This is a genomic window from Pseudomonas sp. Sample_24, assembly GCF_004307605.1.
Lineage (GTDB): Bacteria > Pseudomonadota > Gammaproteobacteria > Pseudomonadales > Pseudomonadaceae > Aquipseudomonas.
The window spans coordinates 1-2,582 of sequence record NZ_RCNW01000038.1; the positions used below are offsets into that span (position 1 = coordinate 1).

2 protein-coding genes are annotated in these 2,582 nt (G+C 55.3%); both read right to left on the reverse strand.

The features are described from left to right. Window positions 1-92 precede the first annotated feature (92 nt). A complete protein-coding gene (gene clpP, locus D8V06_RS01890; RefSeq protein ID WP_053161532.1) occupies window positions 93-728 on the reverse strand; it encodes an ATP-dependent Clp endopeptidase proteolytic subunit ClpP in 636 nt (211 codons plus the stop codon). A 93-nt stretch (window positions 729-821) separates the two neighbouring features. After that, window positions 822-2,132, reverse strand: a complete 1,311-nt coding sequence (gene tig / locus D8V06_RS01895; protein WP_056854740.1) for a trigger factor — start codon at window positions 2,130-2,132, stop codon at window positions 822-824. Window positions 2,133-2,582 lie beyond the last annotated feature (450 nt).

A 2,582-nucleotide genomic window follows, 5' to 3' on the forward strand; every position in this document is an offset into this window, starting at 1 on the left:
GGCTTGCAACACAAGATGAAGGCTATTGCGGGCTTTTTCAAGCCCGCCGCTGATCAGACGCGCCGACCAAGCCTATTTTGAGCTGCTTATTTTTAAGCTGGGCGCTGGTTGATCACTTCATCGATCAAACCGTATTCCTTCGCAGCTTCTGCACTCATGAAGTTGTCGCGGTTGGTATCGCGCTCGATTTCTTCCAGAGTGCGACCGCTATGCTTGGCCATCAGCGTGTTCAGACGCTCGCGGATGAAGAGGATTTCCTTGGCATGGATTTCGATATCCGAAGCCTGGCCCTGGAAACCGCCCAGTGGCTGGTGAATCATCACACGCGAGTTCGGCAGGCAGTAACGCTTGCCTGGTGCACCGGCCGTCAGCAGGAACGCGCCCATGCTGCACGCTTGACCGATACAGGTGGTCGATACGTTGGGTTTGATGAACTGCATGGTGTCGTAGATCGACATGCCAGCCGTCACCGAACCGCCCGGGGAGTTGATATAGAGATGGATGTCCTTGTCCGGGTTTTCCGCTTCAAGGAACAGCAGTTGCGCACAGATCAGGTTGGCCATGTAGTCCTCTACCGGGCCAACCAGAAAGATCACTCGCTCCTTGAGGAGGCGCGAGTAGATGTCGTAGGCGCGTTCGCCACGAGCGGACTGCTCGACAACCATCGGGACCAGGCCGCCTGCGGCCTGGATATCAGAGTTCTGCTGAATATACGAATTACGGAACATGCTCTGCAGTCACTCCCAAATAGTTATGTCTTGAATACGCATAAGCCAGCTCGAGAGCTGGCTTATGGTGTGTGCTTCTTAGCGCAAAAACAATCAGTCGGCTTGTGGAGCTTCTACCGGCTTGACCGCTTCTTCGTAAGAGACCGATTTGTCGGTCACGCTAGCTTTCTGCAGAACAGTATCCACAACTTGTTCTTCCAGCACAACCGAACGGACTTCGTTCAGTTGCTGGTCGTTCTTGTAGTACCAGGACACAACCTGCTCAGGCTCTTGGTAGGCCGAAGCCATTTCCTGAATCATTTCGCGAACGCGAGCTTCGTCAGGCTTGAGGTCGAATTGCTTGACCACTTCAGCCACGATCAGACCCAGCACCACACGGCGCTTGGCTTGTTCTTCGAACAGCTCGGCAGGCAGTTGGTCAGGCTTGATGTTGCCGCCGAACTGCTGAACAGCCTGCACGCGCAGACGGTCAACTTCGTTGGACAGCAGAGCCTTCGGCACTTCGATCGGGTTGGTGGCCAGCAGACCATCCATTACCTGATTCTTGACCTTGGATTTGATCGCCTGACGCAGCTCACGCTCCATGTTCTTGCGAACTTCGGCGCGGAAGCCTTCCAGACCGGTTTCCTTGATGCCGAATTGAGCGAAGAACTCTTCGGTCAGCTCTGGCAGTTTTGGCTCGGAAACAGTGTTCACGGTCACGGTGAACTCAGCGGCTTTGCCAGCCAGGTCGAGGTTCTGGTAATCCTCAGGGAAGGTCAGGTTCAGAACACGCTCTTCGCCAGCTTTAGCGCCAACCAGGCCGTCTTCGAAGCCAGGGATCATGCGGCCGGAACCCAGAACCAGCTGAGTACCTTTGGCGGAACCGCCAGCGAACACTTCACCGTCGACCTTGCCAACGAAATCGATGTTCAGCTGGTCTTCGTTCTGGGCAGCACGATCGGCCACTTCGAAACGGGTGTTCTGCTTGCGCAGGATGTCCAGCATCTTGTCCAGATCGGCATCAGCCACGTCAGCGCTCAGGCGCTCTACGGTGATACCTTCGAAACCGGCAACGGTGAACTCAGGGAACACTTCGAAAACTGCGACGTATTCCAGGTCCTTGCCCGCTTCCAGGGATTTCGGCTCGATCGAAGGCGAACCCGCCGGGTTCAGCTTTTGCTCGACAACAGCCTCGTAGAAGGAAGACTGGATGACGTCGCCTACAGCTTCCTGGCGAGCTTCGGCGCCAAAACGACGCTTGATTTCGCTCATTGGCACTTTGCCTGGACGGAAGCCAGCAATCTTGGCCTTTTGGGCAGTCTGCTGCAGACGCTTGTTGACCTGAGTCTCGATGCGCTCAGCCGGCACGGTGATGCTCATGCGGCGCTCAAGAGCAGAAGTATTTTCAACAGAAACTTGCATGGATATTCCTCGTTGCACAGACGTTAGCCGGCCGTTTCCGACCCCAGAATCAAGGGCATGCATTCTAGTGGGTCAAACTCAAGAAGTCACCCCACTGAAAACGGGTAAAAAAACAGCAGGCAATTTATAGGTGCGAAGGCACGGATGCACTTCGCTCCGGTGGCAAATACAACCAATCACGCCAGGGCTCTGCACCAACCCTTCCTTATATAGAAGCGGTACCAGGCATCTCCCCGACAGCCAACCCGGCGAGCAAGGCCGGTGGGCAGCACGGCATCATCGAGTAACATAAATACGACGAAACGCCCTGCCCTGCGACCCAGTACCTGCAGCCGCTGAAAACTCGATCTTCTGAAACAAAAAAGGCGCCAGACTATTAATCTGGCGCCTTTCGGAATATGGGGTGGACGATGGGGATCGAACCCACGACAACGGGAGTCACAATCCCGT

Coding starts and splice junctions, on each gene's coding strand:
- clpP (WP_053161532.1), bottom strand. CDS start 728: ATGTTCCGTAATTCGTATATTCAGCAGAACTCTGATATCCAGGCCGCA.
- tig (WP_056854740.1), bottom strand. CDS start 2,132: ATGCAAGTTTCTGTTGAAAATACTTCTGCTCTTGAGCGCCGCATGAGC.